The organism is Arthrobacter liuii (assembly GCF_014639275.1).
GTDB classification, from domain to species: domain Bacteria; phylum Actinomycetota; class Actinomycetes; order Actinomycetales; family Micrococcaceae; genus Arthrobacter; species Arthrobacter liuii.
Genome location: NZ_BMFW01000002.1, coordinates 370,637 through 388,565, shown reverse-complemented (window position 1 = coordinate 388,565; position 17,929 = coordinate 370,637). Strand labels below are relative to the sequence as shown.

The following is a 17,929-nucleotide window of genomic DNA, read 5'->3' as shown; positions in this document are numbered from 1 at the left end:
CGTCACAAAGGCCCGGAAACGCTAAGTCACCTAGGGAAATATTTCGTCACGAAACGCCGGACGGCCTTGAAGAACCCACCCTGCTGTGCATCGGCTGCCGCCTGCTCCCGCGCCTCGGCCGGCACTTCCGCGGGGCTTTGCGTTGGGGCCGCCCCGGGGGTTTCGTTCATCCCGGCGACGGCGGCGTCGTACCTGTCCAGCGCAATCTCCGCGAGCGTGGCCGACGGCAGCAGGGGTTCGGTGACGACGTCGGCGCCCGCCTTGGCCAGCTGGTCGTGGAAGAAGCCCGGCGCCAGGAGGTAGGAGGCAATCACCACCCGGCCGCCGACGTCGACCGCTCCCGCCGACTCCCCCGCCCCGGCACCCCCGGCGAGCTCCTCGCGAAGCATGGCGACGGCGTCGGGCACGGACGGCTGGGCGGAGGCACCATAGGCGGCCACTATCCGGTTGGACCGCAGCTCCTGCAGCTGGCCCAGCAGCTCCTCGACGCTGACGGCGGCGTTGGGGTTGGACGAGCCTGCGGCGGCCAGCACGATGACGTCATTGTCCGTGGTGCCGGCCTCGCGCAGCCGCTGGTCCAGGAGTCCTGCAAGGCGCGTGTCCGGGCCCAGCGGCGCGGCGGCGGCACTGCCCGGCCGGCTCTTCACGGCACGCGCAATGTCCACCTTCACGTGGTAGCCAACGCTCAGCAGCAGCGGGACCACCACCGCCGGCTCACCCTCCGGCAGGCCCGCCACCACGTCCACCAGATCCGGCTGCTGGACATCCACATAGGCCTCGCGGACATCAAGGCCCGGGCGCAGTTCCGCGATGGCGGCGCGCAGGGCGTTAACCTCCGCGGCCCCCTGCGCGTTGGACGTCCCATGGGCGCAGGCGATCATGATGGGGCTGTTCATAGGGGCTAGCGTAACGTTGGAGCCGCCCTGTCCGCCCTCTTTGAAATACCGGGACGCCCCATGACATTCGCCTTTGACAACTCCCCGGTGTGGCTGGACCTGTTGGGCGTTTTCTTCTTTGCGGTTTCGGGCTCGCTGCTGGCGGCGCGGAAGCAGATCGATATTGTGGGATCGCTGCTCCTCGCCTCCCTGGTGGGTCTTGGCGGCGGCGTGATCCGCGACGTCATCCTGGTTGTGGTCCCGGCGGCCTTCACCACCCCTGCCTACCTGGTTCCGCCGCTGCTGGCCACGGCGCTGGTGTACTTTCTGTTCTCCAGCGTCCAGCGCTACACGTCGCTGCTGGTCCTGTTCGACGCCGCCGGCCTGGCCCTGTTCTGTATGACGGGCACACTCAAGGCACTGGCCACGGGGTTGAATCCCGTGGCTTCGGTGCTGCTGGGGGTGACGACGGCGGTGGGCGGCGGACTGCTCCGGGACGTCACCGCCAATGAGGTTCCCGAACTCTTCAACCCCAAGGACATTTACGCGCTGCCGGCATTTTTGGGTTCCTCGCTGACAGCTGTGCTGTGGGTCCTGGGCGTGTTCAACGTGCTGACCGCAGCCGGCATCGCTGCACTGGTTTTCACATTCCGCGTCCTGGCGTGGCGGCGCTCCTGGCAGGCGCCGCTTGCCGTCCGCGGGTGGCACCGGCGGCCAAGCGATTCAGGGCTGTGACGTTGGTTTCCATGTCGTTTAGGGAGCGCCGCGATTAGCTAGGATATGAGCATGACTGACATGTTCCTCGAGAAGTTCCGCGCGCTTGTTCCGAAGTATCTCGAGGATGAATGGCAGGAAGCGGACGGCCTGACCACCGAAGAACTGGACAAGGCCCTCGCCGAGCACCAATTCGAGATCCCCCTTGTCCTGCGCGAGTTCTACCTCGCGCTGGGTGGCTGCGAGGACCTGATGGAGGCGTACCACTACTTCTGGGACCCCGAAGAGCTCGAAGTCGATGACGAGGGCTTCCTCATGTTCCTCGAGGATGAAGAAGAACAGTTCACCTGGGGCTTCCGCGTTGGCGACCTCAGCGTCCCGGACCCCATCGTGTACCGCCGCAACAATGCCCGCGGCCAGTGGAAGTCCGAGGAGGGCACCTTCTCCGAGTTCGTCTTCGACATGTTCGAGTGGGCGTTCGAGGAAGAAGAGGAAGAGTAAGCTCCCCTACTTGCTGGCGCCTCCGTGGGGCACTTTGACACGGACACGCCGTGACCCGAGCCGGTTGTCCTGTTCACGCGGCTCAAAGTGCCCCGCGACGGCGTGAATCACCTTGCGCTGAAGGCTCCACGCCTGCTCTGCTCCAGTACCGCCAAGACCTGGGCCACCATCTGCTCGGGATGATGGACCACATCCGCGTAGCCGAACCTTAGGCAGAGACGTCCGCCAACCACGGCGGCGTTGTTGCGTACGCGGTCCTTTTTGACCTGTTTTGCCTCCAAATGGGTGGTCCCGTCAGTTTCCACTACCAGGAGATCCTCGATCACGAAGTCCACCTCGCCCACGCCTTGGAGCTCCACATGCCGGCGGACATGGAGACCCGCCCTCCGGAAGTGGTAGTTGGCCAATACCTCCAGAATGGAGTCTGCCCGGACAACGACATAGTCCAGGACCGACCGGGCACGGGCGTTACGGTTCCCGGGAAGTTTGCGGCGGAGGAAGTCCACGGTGACATCTCCCCTCTGCGCCGCGCATTGCACCATGACCAGGGCCTCCAGCAGGGGCAGGCAGTGCAGGGCGTGGATCAGGACGTCCGCCAGGCCCGCTACCGGCAGCCACGGGTGGACCGGATGGACAATCCGGCCGTGGGTCAGCGTTCCCGGCACAGACTTCCTGTGTCCAGGGCTCAGGTGGACCAGGCCGGCGTTCTGCAGGGTCCCCACAACTGATAGGCGGGTGCAGCGGACAGGCAGGTCAGGAGCGCGTTGTGTCGCAGCGCCAGGCTCAGCGCGCCGGCCTCTTCCGGCAGGCTGTAGACACCCCGCCGGACCCTGACGATGCGCCCAGCGGCCAGTGCCTTGTCCAGCTGCGTCCGCGCGTGCCCGGCCTGGCGCAGGGTTGGTGTCCGGGCCATGCCTCCCCTGTGGCGGAGTAGGTTTTCGATTTCCATGGGTTCCACGGTGGCCCCACCCTTCGATGAACGGCAGGCCGGGGCTTTGTCATGTGGACAACGTGCCGCCGCCGGGCACTTCGACACGAACACGCCGTGCGATTGGCGCCGCAACCGGGAACAGTGCGGCAATGCGCCTCGCGAGTAGGCGGCCGGGACGTCGGTAAAACTGTTTGACAAGACAGCTAACAGAGGACTTGCGCATTGTGACAAATCTGTCATAAGCTATTCACGGATCCGCTAAACGCCTCCGGCGGGTCTGATGCGAACGGAGAGATAGCCCCGGTTCACAGCAGCTTCGGTTGTTGAGGACCGGGGCTATCCCGTTAACGCCAATCGATTGCTCCGTAACTGCCGTTATGGGACGTCAAAACGGCGGTTACGGAGCAATCGACTTAAGAAGGAGCCCGGCACCAAAAGGCACCGGGCTCCTGTACAAAAAGAGACTTGTCAGCTGGCGCGGTCCACCACGGCCAGGGCGAAATTGGACAGCGACTCCTTGACCACACCCTCGGGTAGCGGCGCCAGGGCAGCGATGGCCTCGTCAGCCCAGCGGCGGGCAACAATCCAGGACTCGGCGGTGACAGGGTGCTCGCGCAGCCCGGCAACAGCGGCAGCCAAGGCTTCGCCGGAGGACAAGTCACCGTCAATCAGCGTCAAAAGGTCGACGGCGGACTGGTCGCCGTCGGCGGCAGCCTTGCGCAGGAGCAGCACGGGAAGGGTGGGAACCCCTTCCCGCAGGTCCGTTCCGGGCGACTTGCCGGACTTGACCTTGACCCCGGTGACGTCAATGACGTCGTCGGCCAACTGGAAGGCCACCCCCACCTTCTCGCCGTATTCCACCAGGACGTCTTCGTACGCCTCATCGGCGCCGGAGAAGATGGCCCCGAACTGGCCGGAGGCGGCCACCAGCGAACCGGTCTTGTCGGCGATCACGGACAGGTAGTGCTCGATCGGGTCTTCGTCCGGCCTGGGGCCCACGGTCTCATGCAGCTGGCCCAGGCACAGCCGCTCGAAGGTCCGGGCCTGGATTCCCAGCGCACGGCCGCCCAGCTCGGACACCAGGATGGAGGCGCGGGCGAAGATCAGGTCGCCGGTGAGGACTGCTACGGAGTTGCCCCACACCTCGTGCGCCGTGGGGGCGCCACGGCGGAACGGGGCGGAGTCCATGACGTCGTCGTGGTACAGGGTTGCCAGGTGCGTCAGTTCCACCACGACGGCGGCCTGCACCACTGCGGGCAGGGACGCGTCACCGAGGTGCGCGCAGAGCAGGGTCAGCAGCGGCCGGATGCGCTTGCCGCCGGCCTCCACAAGGTGGCGCGACGTTGCGTCAGCCAGGGGATCCGAGTTGGCGATGGCTTCGCGGAGTTTCTTCTCCACCTTGGCAAGGTTGGTGGTGATGGCGGGGCCCAGTTCGGCGTCGCCGGCGATGGCCGCAAAGCCTGCCGGCAGCTGGAGTCCGGTGGCAATTGCCGTGGTGTTGAGGCTGGGTTCGGAGTCCGGCAGGCCGTGCCCGGCGTGCGTCCAGCTGTGGTCTGCGGATTTAGTCACGGGTTAACCCTAACTTTTTGTTGCGGATACCGCTGGTTCGGTGCTGGCGGGGCGTTGGATGTATTGGTTGTGGCCGGAACCAGCGATTCCAGGACGCGGATCACCCGGTCCTCGAAGCCCTTCGCGGCTGGGTCCGTGAGGTTGGCCAGGAGCCGGACCACGAACCGCATCAGCACGGGAATCGGCATGCCTGTGCGCAGCGCCAGTTTCATGACGGCCGGCTTCCCGATCAGCGCGGCAAATGCCCGCCCCAGGGTGAAATGCGATCCCCACTGGTCCCTCACATAGTCCGCGTACCGCGAAAGGTGCTCGTCGACGTCGTGCGTTCCGCCCGAGGAGGCAGCCCGTGAGGAGGCGTCGATGATGAACTCTGCCGCGAACCGCGCGGATTCCATCGCGTAGGAGATGCCTTCGCCGTTGAACGGGGAGACCATGCCGCCGGCGTCGCCCAGGAGCAGCAGCCCTGGAGAGTAGTGCGGGGTGCGGTTGAAGCCCATGGGCAGCGCCGCGCCGCGGATCTCGCCCACCTGGTTCTCGGGCGTGAAGCCCCATTCCGCGGGCATGCCGGCGGTCCATTCGCGCAGGACCTGCTTGTAGTCGAGCCTGCCGAATTCCTTGGAGGAGTTCAGGATGCCCAGGCCCACGTTGGAGGTGCCGTCGCCCACGCCGAAGATCCACCCGTAGCCGGGCAGCAGCTTGCCGTCGCGGCCGGGAAGCTCCAGCCAGCCCTCCATCCAGTCGTCGTCCGTGCGGGGGGAGGTGAAGTACGTGCGCACGGCCACGCCGAGGGGCCGGTCGTCGCGCTTTTGGATGCCCAGCGACACGGCGGTGCGGGTGGAGTTGCCGTCTGCGGCGAGGACGACGTCGGCGGGAAACTCGCGCGTCTCCCCCGTCTTGCGTCCGGACTCGTCAAGGAGCGCTGCGCGGACTCCGGTGACGCGGCCGTCGTCGTTCGTCAGGGCATCCGTGACGCTGTGCCGCTCGAGGACCGTGGCGCCGGCGGCCTGGGCATGCCGGGCGAGTTCCTCGTCGAAGCCCAGCCGGGTCCGGATCAGGCCGTATTGCGGGAAGTCGGACAGGTCGGGCCACGGCAACTCGATAGTGCGGCCGCCCGCGATCAAGCGCAGGCCCTTGTTCCGGCGCCAGCCGTCGTTCTCCGGGTGCGGCAGGCCGAGCTTCTGGATCTCGCGGACGGCCCGGGGCGTCAGTCCGTCGCCGCAGACCTTTTCCCGTGGAAACGACGTCTTTTCCAGGACCGTGACATCAAGGCCGGCCTTGGCGAGGTAGTACGCGGCGGTGGATCCGGCCGGACCTGCGCCGACAATCAGTACCTTCACGTGTCAGCGGACGATGTTGCGGCGCAGCTTGGCCACCGGGCCCTTGTGCGCGGCGATGGCGGCGGCGCCGTTGGATGGGGAGGCGGGCTTGAACGCCCGGTGCACCGCCACGATACCGCCGGTGAGGTTGCGGTAGGTGACCTTCTCCCAGCCGCTTTCCTGCAGCCACGCGGCCAGGTGGTCCTGGTCCGGCCACGCGCGGATTGATTCGGCCAGGTAGACGTACGCGTCCGGGTTGGAGGCGACCTTGACGGCGATGGCCGGGAGGGCCCGCATCAGGTATTCGGTGTACATGGTGCGCCAGAGCGGGACCACCGGCTGGGAGAACTCGGCGATAACCAGGCGGCCGCCGGGCTTGGTGACGCGCAGCATCTCTGCCAGCGCCTTCTTGGGCTCGTTCACGTTGCGCAGGCCGAAGGAAATGGTGGTGGCGTCGAAGGTGTTGTCAGCGAACGGCAGATTGGTGGCATCCCCTGCGATGAAGTCGATGTCCGGGCGGCGGCGCTTGCCCACCTTGAGCATTCCCAGGGAGAAATCGCAGGCCACCACATCTATGCCGGCATCGGCATATGGTTCGCTGGAGGTTCCGGTTCCGGCCGCGAGGTCGAGGACCCGCTGGCCTTTGGAGACTTCCATGGCGTCCACCACGATCTTCCGCCAGCGGCGGGTCTGCCCCATGGAGAGGACATCGTTGACGACGTCGTATTTCGGTGCGACGTCGTCAAACATCGTGGCTACTTCGTCCGGACGCTTATCCAAGGATGCTCGGTTCACCATGACATTGTCTCAAATGTTCCCGACGGTCCTGACCAGCCATGCCCTGTCTCCGCCGAAAGGTGTCCGGCGCCGAAAAAGCCCCGGGCCTACGCCGGAGTAGTGTTGTCTCATCATGACGAGCACGTTCCGCACCTTGACAGTCCCCCTGGATGGCAAAGCGTTCCCCGGGGGGCTGCCTTCGTTTCTGGTCCGGGACGACGTCCTCTGCTGGACCCGCCGTGAAGCAGGGCTGGCGGGTTTCGGCGAAATCGCACGCTTCACCGCCACCGGGCCGGACCGGTTCCTCGAGGCCGACATCTGGTGGCGGCACCTGGTCCTGGAGGCAGCTGTCACGGACTCCGTGGAGTTGCCCGGCACCGGCCCCGTGGCGTTCGGCTCCTTTGCTTTCTCCAAGACCTCAACCCACGAGTCGCGCCTGATCGTGCCGGAGATCGTGGTGGGCGTGCGGGACAACCAGGCCTGGCTCACGCAGTTGACGTTCGACGACGGCCGGCTCACCGAAGAAACAGCCCTCGCCGCGTTGGGCCGCTGGCTAAGCGGTGGTCCCGCGGGTGCCACGGGCGCGGAAGGCACGACGCCGGCCCCGGACTCCGCCGGGGACGCGTCCCTGGCTGCCGTACCCGGCTCGGGGGGTGGCGCCGTCGTCCGCCCCCTCCCCCTGGCTGCCGGCGCAACCCTGCATACCGGTTCCCTCAGCGAGGAAGCGTGGATGGACGCCGTGGCCGCCGGCGTTGCCGAGATCCGTACCGGAGCCCTGGAAAAGCTGGTGCTGGCACGGGATGTGGTTGCGACTGTTCCTTCCGGCGTACATGCAGCAGATGTGCTGCGCGAGCTGGCGGCGAGGTACCGCGAATGCTGGACCTACGGCGTGGACGGGCTGGTGGGGGCTACGCCCGAGATGCTGATCCAAGTGGAGGGGCGTACTGCCCAGGCGCGCGTGCTGGCCGGCACGCTGGACCGCCGCGACGCGCATGGCGAGGACGGACCCCCGCTTGATTACGCCACTCGGGTGCTTGCCGGATCCGAAAAGCAGCGACATGAACACGAGATCGCCATCCAGTCCCTGACCAGGCAACTGGCGCCGTTCTCGGAGGCGATGAATGCCCACGACGAGCCCTTCATCCTGGAACTGCCCAACGTCTGGCACCTGGCGTCGGACGTCAAGGCGGAGCTCACCGAGGTGGAAGGGCACGTCCCCACGTGCCTGGCGCTGATCAACGCCCTCCACCCGACGGCCGCCGTCTGCGGAACCCCGACGCTGGTGGCGGGAGAGCTGATCCGCAAGCTGGAGCACCTGGACCGCGGGCCGTATGCCGGACCGGTCGGCTGGCTGGACGCGGCCGGAAACGGCGAATGGGGCATTGCGCTGCGCGGCGCGGTCATCGAATCCCCCGAGACAGTGCGGCTTTATGCCGGCTGCGGCATAGTCGACGGCTCGCAGCCGCAGGCGGAGCTCGCCGAGACGTGGGCCAAGTTCCGCCCAATGCTGGAATCCCTGGGCATCAACAGCTGACGCCCCCTCCCCCAACTAGGTCGCAGTTAATGTCGTTTTCAGCCCCGAAAACGACATCTACTGCGACCTAGTTGGGTAGGAAGTCTGGGATGACAGACGGCCGCCGCTCGGAAAGGCTTGATTTTGCTCCCGTAATAGTTATCCAATAGTGAAACTTAGTTGCGTGTGACGTACCTCTCTTGTTGAGCGTTACACTATAAGCCGCGTTAGTACCTCATAGCCCCTGCAACAAAAGGTAAGAAATGCAGACTCCCCGTACCCTCCTGGGCACCTCCAAGCTGACCGCCGCCACTATGATCGCCATCAGCGCCCTGGCCCTCTCAGCATGCACCAATGCCTCGGAAACGGGTCCCTCCAGCGCGGCTACCTCGTCAGGCAGCGCCAGCGCCAGCTTTGATCCCACCACCGTCAAGAAGGACGACGCCCTGGCCGCCATGGTCCCGGACGCCATCAAGTCCAAGGGCACCATCACAATTGGTTCTGACACCAGCTACGCCCCGGCTGAATTCCTCGGTCCGGACGGCCAGACACCCGTGGGCTACGACGTGGACATCGCCAAGGCCATCGGCGCCACGCTGGGCCTCAAGGTCCAGGTCCAGACCGCGGAGTTCACCGGCATCCTCCCTGCCCTCGGCCCCAAGTACGACCTGGGTATCTCCTCGTTCACCATCAACCCCGAACGCCTGGGCGCGGTGAACATGGTCAGCTACTTCAACGCCGGCACCGCCTGGGCCGTGCAGAAGGGCAACCCCAAGAAGTTCTCCCTTGACGACGTCTGCGGCAAATCCATTGGCGTGCAGACCGGCACCGTCCAGGAAGATCCGGACCTTGCCGACCGCAACAAGAAGTGCGCCGCCGACGGCAAGAAGCCCATTGACATCGTCACCCTGAAGAACCAGACGGATGTCACCACCCGCCTGGTGAACGGCAGCATCGACGCCATGGCCGCCGACTCCCCCATCATCGGCTACGCACTCACGCAGACCAACGGCCAGCTCGAGAAGCTGGGCGACGTCTACGATTCCGCTCCGCAGGGCATCGCCGTGGCCAAGGCTGACACCGCCTGGGCCGACGTGATCCAGAAGACCGTCACCAAGCTGATGGCAGACGGCTCCTACAAGAAGATCCTGGACGGCTGGGGCAACTCCGAGGGCGCCATCACCAAGTCCGAGGTCAACCCGGCGGTTAAGTCTTGAGTTTTAGCGTTACCGACGACAAGTCAGGCGTGCACATGGAACACCATCAACACCCGGACGCACCGGTACTGAACAAGTCGGTGCCGGTGCGCCACCCCGGCCGGTGGATCAGCGCCATCATCATCCTCGCTTTCGTTGCGGTGTTCCTGCAGAGCCTGTTCACCAACCCCAATTTCCGCTGGGACATTGTTGGCACCTACATCCTGGACGTCAAAGTGGTCCAGGGCGTGGGCTGGACCCTGCTGCTGACCGTGGCATCGATGGTGCTGGCGATCGTCCTGGCCATCCTGCTGGCGTTCATGCGCCAGTCCGACAACCCCATATTCCGCTGGTCCAGCTGGGTGTGGGTGTGGTTCTTCCGCGGCACCCCTGTGTACACCCAGCTGGTGTTCTGGGGCCTCATTGCGGTTCTGTACCCGAAGATCAGCGCCGGTGTCCCCTTTGGGCCTGAATTCTTCAGCCTGGATACGGCTGCCATCGTCAATGCGACCGTCGCGGCAATCCTCGGCTTGGGCCTGAACGAGTCCGCCTACCTGGCGGAAATCTTCCGCGCCGGCCTCAAGTCCGTGGACAGGGGCCAGCAGGAAGCTGCCGAGGCCCTGGGCATGTCCAAGGGCAAGATCATGTGGCGCATCATCCTCCCCCAGGCCATGCGGGTCATCGTGCCACCTACGGGCAACGAAACCATCGGCATGTTGAAGACCACGTCGCTTGTCCTCGCGGTTCCGTTCACGCTGGACCTCACGTTTGCCACCAACGCGTTGGCCAACCGGACCTACTTGCCGGTGCCACTGCTGATCGTGGCCGCGATCTGGTACCTGGTGATCACCAGCATCCTGATGGTGGGCCAGCACTTCATCGAGGCGTATTACGGCAAGGGCGTGGACAACCTGGCCCCGGCAGCCGTCAACCCGGCCGCGGCCAAAGCGGCCGGCCCCGGCGCTGACGCCCAGCGGTCAATGAAGACGGACTTCCCCGAGGAGAGTGCACGATGACGGTCACCGCAGAAAAGCCGCTGGTCAAGATCGAAGGCCTGCACAAGTACTACGGGCACCACCATGTACTCCGCGGCATCGATATGACCGTCAACCAGGGCGAGGTATCGGTGGTGATCGGGCCCTCGGGGTCCGGCAAGTCCACCATGCTGCGCTGCGTGAACCTCCTGGAGAGCATCAGCGCCGGGCGGATCTCCGTGGGCGGCCAGCTGATCGGCTACCGCGAGGTCAACGGCAAGCTCCATGACCTCAAGACCAAGGAAATCGCCGCCCAGCGCCGCGAAATCGGCATGGTGTTCCAGCGGTTCAACCTGTTCCCGCACAAGACAGCACTCCAGAACGTCATGGAAGCGCCGGTGCACGTGAAGGGCCAGCCCAAGGCTGCCGCCCAGAAGTGGGCGCTTGAGCTGCTGGACCGGGTGGGGCTCGGCGACCGTGCCGGCCACTACCCGTCCCAGCTCTCCGGCGGCCAGCAGCAGCGCGTGGCCATTGCCCGGGCCCTGGCCATGGAGCCGGAGCTGATGCTCTTCGATGAGCCCACCTCTGCTTTGGACCCCGAGCTGGTGGGCGATGTCCTGAACGTGATGAAGGACCTGGCAAAGTCCGGCATGACCATGATCGTGGTGACCCACGAGATCGGCTTCGCTCGCGAGGTGGGCGATACCCTTACCTTCATGGACGGCGGTGTGGTGGTGGAATCCGGCGACCCCCGCGAGATCATCGCCAACCCCCAGCACGCCCGCACCAAAGAGTTCCTGGGCCGCGTGCTCTGAGGGACCTCTTGAAATAGCGAGTGCCGCTGCGTGGATTCACGCAGCGGCACTCGCTATTCGCGTTACCGGCATGTTTTGGTCATTGCCCGGAGAGCACGCCCTCCACGGCCGCGGACACAGCTTCCCTGATCCGGGCATGGAGCTGCCGCAGCGAGCGACGGTCCGTCCGGACTTCGACGATGGCGCGCCCCCGCACAGGCCGGCCCAGCGCCTCGGCGAGCCCCGCCGTCGTACTTACCAGTGAATGCCCGACGCCGTACGCTGCGGCAAGTGCCGCGATGTCCACGGCGTGCGGGGTGCCAAAGAGGCGTTCGACGGCATCCCCGTAGCGGCCGCCCTCCTCCACTCCCCCGTGCTCAAGGAGGCTGAAGATTGCACCGCCGGAGTCGTTCAGGACCACGATCCGCAGGTCCGGCTGTTCTTCCCCGGCGCCGAGGAGGAGGCCGCCGGCGTCGTGCAGGAAGGTGACGTCGCCCAGCAGCACGGTGGTCGCCTGCCGGCCGCCCAGGGCGATGCCGGTGGCGGTGGAAATGGTGCCGTCGATCCCGGCCAGCCCCCGGTTCGCGTATACGGTGGCGGCAGGATCATGGGCAGGAAGTCCGGCAAGGTCAACGTCCCGGATTCCGTTGGAGGAACCGAGCAGCAGCTGGCCGCGCGAGTGCTTCCAGACCAGGGCGGCCACGGACGGCCCGGTGGCGGCGGCCTCCGCGGACAGCACCTGGTCCAGCGAATGCTGCGCGGCCGAGCCGGCCAGCAGCCAGGTGTCCAGCCAGGAAGATGTCCCGCGGCCGGCAAATTCTGCGAGGTCCGTGAGGTTTTCAAGGGGCAGCTCGGTGCGGCGGCCAGGCTCGTACCAGGCAACCGGGACCGGTTGGTACAGGGCTGATTCAACATCGGCGCGGGCCAGGAGGGCAGCCACCGGGCGGGACAGAGTTGGCCGGCCGAACAGCACCACGCGCTCGATCGGCTGCGCCGAGCCGGGCCCGAAATGCTCCAGCAGCAGCCGGTAGGGGCCCACCGCGTTTGGTCCGAACCTGGAATTGGAGGACGGTTCGGCGAGCAGCGGCAGGTTGTGGGCACGGGCGAACGCCTCGGCCACCGGGCCGGCGTCGTGCCCTGCCAGCACCACGGTGCGCCGCTCCGGAAGATCCTCGGGCGCGGGCGGCAGGTTCATGACCAGCGGCTCGGCGCCCACCCGGTAGCGCTGCCGTTCCACCGGCTCCGGCAGCCCCTCCTCCGGTCCGGGAACCAGCGGGTCGCGGAACGCGAGGTTGAGCTGGACCGGTCCCGGCGGAAGGTCCGGGAACGCGCCGGTAGCAGCGGAAAGCCCGGTCTGGATGGCCCGCTGCGGGTTGCTGCCGGCGGGGATGTCCGCAGCGAACCGGACCTGCTCGCCGAACAGGTCCGGCTGGATGGTGGTCTGGTTGGCGCCGGTCCCGCGCAGCTCGTCGGGCCGGTCCGCTGACAGGACGATCAGCGGAACCGCGGCGTGGTTGGCCTCCATCACTGCGGGCATCAGGTTCCCGACGGCGGTCCCCGACGTGGTGAGGACGGCTGCGGGCGAACCGGTGGACAGGGCCAGGCCCAAAGCCGTGAACCCGGCGCACCGCTCGTCAATCCGGACCAGCAGGTCCATCCGGCCGGCAGCGGAGGCCTCGGCCAGGGCGTATGCCATGGGGGCCGACCGAGAACCGGGCGACACCACCACGTGCCGCACACCACCGTCGAACAAAACCTCGACGGCGATCCGCGCCGCAGCAAGCGCGCCCAGTTCAGGCACATCCAGCTCGGGGGTGTCAGGAGCAGATTCGTTCAGCGAAGTCACCCAACCAGTCTGCCACCCTCCAACGCCCCATCACCTCCTGCGCCAAATGAGGAAACGCCCCATCACCTCCTGCCTCGATAGGCCGAGAGGTGATGGGGCGTTTCCAAAAAGCGGGCGGAAAGTGGTGGCGCGTCCCAAGGTGAGCGGGCGTTGCGAAACTAGCCGCGGAACACCTGGACCACTGCCGGACGGGGCGCGCGCACCTGGCCGGCGACCGGCGTCGTACCTGCCGGGACGTAGTCCGGGAAGTAGGAGTGCGGCGCCTCGAAGGTGCCCTCTTCGCCCGGGTGCTGGACGGCAACGAAAACGGTGCGTTCGTCGTCGTGGATGATGGGTCCGCAGGTTTCGGCGTCGCGGGGCACGGCGAGGAACTGCTCCACCTTGCCGCGCTCGGCACCGTCAAGGGTGACCTTGAAGAGGCCGTCGTTGTAGCCGATGCCGGAGGATGCGCCGTCGGTGGAGATCCAGAGGTTGCCCACGGAGTCGAAGGCCACGTTGTCCGGGCACGAGATCGGCGAGACCTTGTCCACCGGGTAGCCGGAGAAGTAGGTGACGTCGCCCTGGGCCGGATCGCCGCAGACCATCAGGAGGGTCCAGTTGAACTTCGTGGAGATCTGATCGCCGGTTTCGGTGATTTCCACAATGTGGCCGTCACGGTTCTGGGTGCGCGGGTTGACCTCGGTGGCGCCTTCCTTGGTTCCGGTGCCGCGGTCCGAGTTGTTGGTGCAGACCACGTAGACCTTGCCGGTGTGCAGGCTGGGCTGGACGTCCTCGCAGCGGTCCATCTTGGTGGGGCCAACCTTGTCAGCGGCCAGGCGTGTGTACACCAGGACCTCTTCCACGGACATGCCCGGGACGGCCGACTTGCCGCCCACCACCAGGGGCAGCCATTCGCCGGTCCCGTCAAACGCGCCGTCAGAAGGCAGTGCTCCGGTGCCGGTGATCTCCGCGGCCGGTGAGTTGCCGGTGAACTTGGCAACGTAGAGGTCGCCCTCGGACAGCAGGTCCATGTTGTGCTTGCGGTCCCCCTCACGGTACTTCTCCGCAGAGACGAACTTGTAGAGGTAGTCGAACTTTTCGTCGTCGCCCATGTAGGCCACCACGTGGCCGGACTCGGCCACGATCACGTTGGCGCCCTCGTGCTTGAACCGGCCCATTGCGGAGCGCTTCTTGGGGGTGGAGGTGGGGTCGAACGGGTCAACCTCCACGATCCAGCCGAATCGGTTGGTCTCGTTCTCATAGCCGGCGTTGCGGGTGTCGAACCGGGGATCGTCCAGTTCCCACTTGCGTGCGGTGGGCTTGGCGGTGAGGCCATACCGCTTGTCGCTCGCGGAGGTGCCGGGAGCCACGAAGTACCCGTTGAAGTTTTCCTCGCCGGAGAGGATGGTGCCCCACGGGGTGGTGCCGCCGGAGCAGTTGCCGAACGTTCCCTTGATGGCGCGGCCGGAGGGATCGGCCACGGTTTTGACCAGTGCCGAGCCGGCAACCGGGCCGGTCAGTTCGTAGGTGGTGTCGGAGAGGTAGCGGCGGTTCAGCGGCGCGCCCTTGACGTAGCTCCACGGTTTGGTGGTGTTCTTGCGCTCGAGCTCAACCACGGCCAGGCCATGGGCGGCGCGGCCGATGGCACGAGTCTCCACCGGGTCGTAGCCAGCGGGCACCATGATGTTTTCGTTGGTGTACTCGTGGTTGGTGAACAGCACCGCGCGGCGGCCCTTGCTGCCGGGGATGTCAACGATGTCCGTGTAGTCGTTGTTGTAGCCAAACTGCCGCGCCTGCGCTGCCGCGGTCTGGTGGTTCAGGTCGAAGTCGGGGGAATCGTTGAACAGCGGGTCACCCCAGCGGATGATCGGCTGCCAGGTGAAGCCCTCCGGCACCGTGAACGCGTCAACAGCCTTGTCCACGGGCTTGATGGCGGTGAACTCCAGCTTGGAGTTGCCGAAGCCTTCCTTTGCGGCCTTGGACAAGCCCGCGGCGGAGGCGGGTTCGGCGGAAGTTACGGCGGACCCGAGGGCGACGGCGAGCGCTCCGGCGGCGCCCAGGCCCAGGGCGGCCCGGCGGGACAGGGTGGCGGAGGCTATGTCGCGGAAGTAGCTGTTGGAGCTGGTGTTGCAGACGTCGCCGGCGCAGGCGTTGTCGCATTTGAGTGCGCATGTCACAGGGCTGCGCTTGCCCTTCGTATGGCCGAGCATGGGCAGGAGGGTGAACTTGCGGGCTGTTTCAGACATGGGGAACCTTCCGAAGGAATGTCTCTGGGGTGCCCGCTCACCCTTCCAGCCCGTTCTGAAATGCCGACGGCCTGCAGATGAACCTGAGGTTAACCCGCAAAAAGGCTGAAAGAAACCTGTAAAAGACGGCCCTTCACTGGCCTCCTACGGCGTGAGGAGGGCGTGGACCCGCCGGAGGCGGCCCAGCCACCAGTCCCGGCGTTCGGCGGGAGCTGCAAAGCGCTCAAGCAGCCCCGCGTCGGCGGCCACGTCGCGGAGGCGGATGGCGCCGTCGTCGGCCACCAGGGGGTCCAGGGTGATGTCTGATTCAAAAAGCGACACCGTTCCCAGGCCGCACGCGTAGGGCAGCGCGGGCAGGGCGGCGGCGAGCGCCAGCCCCGCGCGGATCCCCACGGAGGTGTCCAGCGCGGAGCTGACGACGGCGGGGAGTCCGGCCTGTGCCACGATGTCCAGGGCGCGCCGCACTCCCCCAAGCGGCGCCACCTTAACCACCAGAAGGTCCGCCGCGCCGGCCCGGGCCACGCGGAGGGGGTCGGTTTCCTTGCGGACGCTTTCGTCGGCGGCTATGGGCACCGGCGTCCCGCCGTCCCGCAGCCGGGCCCGGACCTCTGCCAGGCCTTCGATCGAAGGCACCGGCTGCTCGGCGTACTCCAGTCCAAAGGACGCCAGCCGGGTCAACGCCTCCACGGCGCCCGGCACGTCCCAGCCGCCGTTGGCGTCCACCCGCACGGCAGCCGAAGGCAAAGCCGCGCGGACGGCGCGGACCCGGGCGGCGTCGTCGTCCAATGACTGCCCCTGCTCGGCCACTTTGACCTTCACGGCGTCCACCCGGCCGAACCGGGCCAGCACGTCCGGCACCTGGTCCGCGGGAACAGCGGGCACGGTGGCGTTGACCGGAACAGAGGCGCGCAGGGGGGCCGGGAAGCCCTGCCACCCCGCCTCGAGGGCGGCGGCCAGCCAGCGGGACGCCTCGGCGTCGCCGTACTCGGGGAAGGGGCAGAACTCGCCCCAGCCCGCGGGACCGCGGAGCAGGAGCGATTCGCGCTGCATGATGCCGCGGAACTTCACCCGCATGGGCAGGCTCACCACGTGGGCGGCGGCGAGCAGCTCCTCCAACGGCGGAACGGCCAGGCGGACATGAGCAGAGTCAGGCGAAAGGCCGGGGTTGGGCATGCCGTTTACTGTACGCGGGAGCGCAGGAGGCAAACGGCTACTCACGGACCACCCGGATGGTGCCCAGCGACGGATCCGCGGGATCGGGCAGGACCATGCCGGCCTTCAGCCCGGACTCCAGGTAGTCCAGGACGGCCTCGTTGATCCGCTCCCCCGGCACGATCACCGGGATGCCCGGCGGGTATGGGGTGATCTGCTCCGCCGCAACCCGCCCCACCGCCTCGCGTGCGGGAACATCCTCCCGCGGGCCGAAGAAGGCGTCCCGCGGAAGGGCCACCGTTTCCAGTTCCAGCCCCTGGGGTGAGGGCAGGTCCACCTTGGCAGGGGCGGGAAGCGCCGGAGCTGCTTCGATGAGGGCCTGCAGCCCGTCAAGGAGCCGCCGGGCGGAGGCGTCGTCGTCAGCCATGGACATGGTGGCCATGAGGCGGCGGTGGTCGCTGAGGCCCATGTCCAGGTGGCGGTTTTCCCGCAGCCAGTCGGCGGCCTGGTAGCCACTGATGCCCAGTCCCGTGACGTCCATCAGGATCTGCATGCGGTCCAGGTCGTGTGAGGATTCAACAGCCAGGAGCTCGTCCTCCACCACGTGGATCCCCGGGAGCGCGTCGATGTCCCGCCGCAGCCTCCGGGCGAGGTCAAGGGCGTTGCCCAGGAGCTCCGCCCCGTGCTGCACCATCTGCCGGCGCCAGCCGTCCATGGCCGAGTACAAAATGACGTTGGGGCTGGTGGTCATCAGCAGGTCCGCGCACTCGGACAGGTGCGCGGGATCCACCAGGTCGCCCTGGATGTGATAGACCGAGCCCTGCTCAAAACCGGCACCCATCTTGTGCACCGACACCACGCAGACATCGGCACCGGCACTCATCGCCCAGGTGGGGAGGCCCTCGTGGAAAGGCAGGTGTGCTCCCCATGCCTCATCCACGATGAGGGGCTTCCCCCGGTCGTGGCAGACCTTGGCGATGCCGGCGATGTCCGCGCAGGTCCCGTACGGGGTGGGGCTGACGATCAGCGCCCCCGCGGCGTCCGGGTACCGTTCCCACATCTCCTCCACGTCCGATGGCGCCGGCGGGTGCGCCAGGTGCAGCTTGGAGTCCCAGCGGGGCCGGATCCACCGCGGCTGGATGCCGGAAAACACCAGCCCGGCGGTGATGGATTTGTGGGCGTCGCGGCTGACCAGCAGGTCGCCTTTGCCGGCAGCCACCGCAATCACGGCGGCCTTCACAGACAGGGAGCTGCCGCAGGTGGAGAAGAAGGCCTGCTCCGCGCCCACAGCATCCGCCATGAGCTGCTCGGCCTTTTTCAGGTATCCGCCGGAAGACGATCGGTCATCCAGGCCCGCCGAGGCCAGGACGTCGGCGCGGAACGTATCGGCCCCGAGGATGTCCCGGACCCGCGGGTCGGCGCCGCGGCCCTGCCTGTGGCCGGGCGGGGTGAACCCGTAGCGGTCCAGCCGGTGGTACTGGTCCATGGCGTCCAGCAGGGGAGCTTCGTTGTGGTCCACGTTGTTCTCGCTCTCTCTATGGGTTGG

The 17,929-nt window shown here is 66.9% G+C and carries 16 protein-coding genes; 6 read left to right on the top strand and 10 right to left on the bottom strand.

Annotated elements, in window-relative coordinates:
* Positions 1-26: 26 nt before the first annotated feature.
* Positions 27-896 (bottom strand): sirohydrochlorin chelatase, encoded by an 870-nt coding sequence (locus IEW19_RS03810; protein WP_188570336.1) that lies wholly within the window; start codon positions 894-896, stop codon positions 27-29.
* Between the two features lie 60 nt (positions 897-956).
* Here IEW19_RS03810 and IEW19_RS03805 point away from each other — a divergent pair, with 60 nt between their 5' ends.
* Both IEW19_RS03805 and IEW19_RS03800 read left to right on the top strand, forming a co-directional pair.
* Entirely contained in the window at positions 957-1,610 is a 654-nt protein-coding gene (locus IEW19_RS03805; RefSeq protein ID WP_188570335.1) for a trimeric intracellular cation channel family protein, read from the top strand.
* A 51-nt stretch (positions 1,611-1,661) separates the two neighbouring features.
* Positions 1,662-2,090, top strand: coding sequence for a hypothetical protein (locus IEW19_RS03800; protein ID WP_188570334.1), 429 nt, complete (start codon positions 1,662-1,664; stop codon positions 2,088-2,090).
* Positions 2,091-2,197: 107 nt separating this feature from the next.
* Here IEW19_RS03800 and IEW19_RS03795 read toward each other — a convergent pair whose 3' ends face one another.
* From IEW19_RS03795 to IEW19_RS03780, 5 genes are all read right to left on the bottom strand, one after another.
* Positions 2,198-2,755: an endonuclease domain-containing protein gene (locus IEW19_RS03795; protein ID WP_229748308.1), complete on the bottom strand. Its 558-nt coding sequence runs from the start codon at positions 2,753-2,755 to the stop codon at positions 2,198-2,200.
* 20 nt (positions 2,756-2,775) lie between these two features.
* The gene (locus IEW19_RS23370; RefSeq protein ID WP_229748307.1) at positions 2,776-3,039 is read right to left on the bottom strand and encodes a type IV toxin-antitoxin system AbiEi family antitoxin domain-containing protein; all 264 of its coding nucleotides are present in this window, start codon (positions 3,037-3,039) and stop codon (positions 2,776-2,778) included.
* 450 nt (positions 3,040-3,489) lie between these two features.
* The gene (locus tag IEW19_RS03790) at positions 3,490-4,590 is read right to left on the bottom strand and encodes a polyprenyl synthetase family protein (protein WP_188570333.1); all 1,101 of its coding nucleotides are present in this window, start codon (positions 4,588-4,590) and stop codon (positions 3,490-3,492) included.
* Positions 4,587-5,927 carry a geranylgeranyl reductase family protein gene (locus IEW19_RS03785; RefSeq protein WP_188570332.1) on the bottom strand — a complete coding sequence of 447 codons (1,341 nt, stop codon included), beginning with the start codon at positions 5,925-5,927 and terminating at the stop codon, positions 4,587-4,589. Before IEW19_RS03785 ends, IEW19_RS03790 begins: the two co-directional genes overlap by 4 nt.
* A gap of 3 nt (positions 5,928-5,930) precedes the next feature.
* The gene (locus IEW19_RS03780; RefSeq protein WP_229748306.1) at positions 5,931-6,701 is read right to left on the bottom strand and encodes a demethylmenaquinone methyltransferase; all 771 of its coding nucleotides are present in this window, start codon (positions 6,699-6,701) and stop codon (positions 5,931-5,933) included.
* 115 nt (positions 6,702-6,816) lie between these two features.
* Here IEW19_RS03780 and IEW19_RS03775 point away from each other — a divergent pair, with 115 nt between their 5' ends.
* The 4 genes from IEW19_RS03775 to IEW19_RS03760 all read left to right on the top strand — a co-directional run bounded on the left by IEW19_RS03775 (position 6,817) and on the right by IEW19_RS03760 (position 11,181).
* Positions 6,817-8,217 carry an isochorismate synthase gene (locus tag IEW19_RS03775; protein WP_188570330.1) on the top strand — a complete coding sequence of 467 codons (1,401 nt, stop codon included), beginning with the start codon at positions 6,817-6,819 and terminating at the stop codon, positions 8,215-8,217.
* A gap of 242 nt (positions 8,218-8,459) precedes the next feature.
* Entirely contained in the window at positions 8,460-9,413 is a 954-nt protein-coding gene (locus IEW19_RS03770; protein ID WP_188570329.1) for an ABC transporter substrate-binding protein, read from the top strand.
* A gap of 35 nt (positions 9,414-9,448) precedes the next feature.
* Positions 9,449-10,408, top strand: a complete 960-nt coding sequence (locus IEW19_RS03765; protein ID WP_188570328.1) for an amino acid ABC transporter permease — start codon at positions 9,449-9,451, stop codon at positions 10,406-10,408.
* A complete protein-coding gene (locus tag IEW19_RS03760; RefSeq protein ID WP_308419971.1) occupies positions 10,405-11,181 on the top strand; it encodes an amino acid ABC transporter ATP-binding protein in 777 nt (258 codons plus the stop codon). The genes IEW19_RS03765 and IEW19_RS03760 overlap by 4 nt, the downstream gene beginning before the upstream one ends.
* Before the next feature lie 79 nt (positions 11,182-11,260).
* On the opposite strand, the gene menD is transcribed toward IEW19_RS03760, so the two are convergent.
* From menD to IEW19_RS24090, 4 genes are all read right to left on the bottom strand, one after another.
* Positions 11,261-13,006: a 2-succinyl-5-enolpyruvyl-6-hydroxy-3-cyclohexene-1-carboxylic-acid synthase gene (gene menD / locus IEW19_RS03755; protein ID WP_188570327.1), complete on the bottom strand. Its 1,746-nt coding sequence runs from the start codon at positions 13,004-13,006 to the stop codon at positions 11,261-11,263.
* A gap of 158 nt (positions 13,007-13,164) precedes the next feature.
* On the bottom strand, positions 13,165-15,231 hold the full coding sequence (locus tag IEW19_RS03750) for a PhoX family protein (protein WP_188570326.1): 2,067 nt from the start codon (positions 15,229-15,231) through the stop codon (positions 13,165-13,167).
* Positions 15,232-15,375: 144 nt separating this feature from the next.
* Positions 15,376-16,404, bottom strand: a complete 1,029-nt coding sequence (locus tag IEW19_RS03745) for an o-succinylbenzoate synthase (RefSeq protein ID WP_188570325.1) — start codon at positions 16,402-16,404, stop codon at positions 15,376-15,378.
* A gap of 37 nt (positions 16,405-16,441) precedes the next feature.
* Positions 16,442-17,902, bottom strand: coding sequence for an aminotransferase class I/II-fold pyridoxal phosphate-dependent enzyme (locus IEW19_RS24090; protein WP_188570324.1), 1,461 nt, complete (start codon positions 17,900-17,902; stop codon positions 16,442-16,444).
* Positions 17,903-17,929: the final 27 nt, after the last annotated feature.

Coding starts and splice junctions, on each gene's coding strand:
- IEW19_RS03805 (WP_188570335.1), top strand. CDS start 957: ATGACATTCGCCTTTGACAACTCCCCGGTGTGGCTGGACCTGTTGGGC.
- IEW19_RS03760 (WP_308419971.1), top strand. CDS start 10,405: ATGACGGTCACCGCAGAAAAGCCGCTGGTCAAGATCGAAGGCCTGCAC.
- IEW19_RS23370 (WP_229748307.1), bottom strand. CDS start 3,039: ATGGAAATCGAAAACCTACTCCGCCACAGGGGAGGCATGGCCCGGACA.
- IEW19_RS03745 (WP_188570325.1), bottom strand. CDS start 16,404: ATGCCCAACCCCGGCCTTTCGCCTGACTCTGCTCATGTCCGCCTGGCC.
- IEW19_RS03765 (WP_188570328.1), top strand. CDS start 9,449: ATGGAACACCATCAACACCCGGACGCACCGGTACTGAACAAGTCGGTG.
- IEW19_RS03750 (WP_188570326.1), bottom strand. CDS start 15,231: ATGTCTGAAACAGCCCGCAAGTTCACCCTCCTGCCCATGCTCGGCCAT.
- IEW19_RS03800 (WP_188570334.1), top strand. CDS start 1,662: ATGACTGACATGTTCCTCGAGAAGTTCCGCGCGCTTGTTCCGAAGTAT.
- IEW19_RS03775 (WP_188570330.1), top strand. CDS start 6,817: ATGACGAGCACGTTCCGCACCTTGACAGTCCCCCTGGATGGCAAAGCG.
- IEW19_RS03810 (WP_188570336.1), bottom strand. CDS start 896: ATGAACAGCCCCATCATGATCGCCTGCGCCCATGGGACGTCCAACGCG.
- IEW19_RS03770 (WP_188570329.1), top strand. CDS start 8,460: ATGCAGACTCCCCGTACCCTCCTGGGCACCTCCAAGCTGACCGCCGCC.